This window comes from Streptomyces sp. NTH33, from assembly GCF_003236365.1.
Lineage (GTDB): Bacteria > Actinomycetota > Actinomycetes > Streptomycetales > Streptomycetaceae > Streptomyces.
On the sequence record NZ_POTZ01001098.1, the window covers coordinates 1 to 525 of the forward strand.

The 525-nt window shown below is 82.9% G+C and carries 1 pseudogene; it reads left to right on the plus strand.

The features are described from left to right. Window positions 1-525, plus strand: a pseudogene (locus C1I97_RS38655) (protein kinase); the annotation flags it as partial.

A 525-nucleotide genomic window follows, 5' to 3' on the forward strand; every position in this document is an offset into this window, starting at 1 on the left:
GGGTCACGGGCGGCCCCGGCGGCTTCAACGGGGTCACGGGCGGCCCCGGTGGCTCCGACGGGGTCACGGGCGGCCCCGGCGGGGCCGCGGGGACGTCCGGTGGCCCCGCGGCCGGCGCGGGCCCCGCCCCGGTGGACCCGGAGGCCGCGCGGCGGGCCGCGATAGAGGCACGGGCGGCCGGGCCGTTGCCGCTGCCGGGTGCGGAGACGGGGCCCGAGGCATCGGGCGAACTCGCCCGGCGGGCGCCGGAGACCGGCAAGGACATCAGGGCGGCACGGGCCGGGGCGATCGCCGCGTACCGCGCGGGTGCGAGGGCGGCCGCCCGCGTGCAGGAGGCCCAGCAGAGCGCACGTGCCGCGCTGCCCGGCGCCCGTCCGCCCGCCGAGGACGAGACCCGGGCCGGAGCGGCCCCCGGAACAGGCACGGACCGCGAGGGTCATCCCGCCCCTCCGGGCCGGATAGCCGACCCCTACGGCGTCCGGGCCCGCGCCTGGAACGGCACCGCGGCCCACACCGGGACCGGCC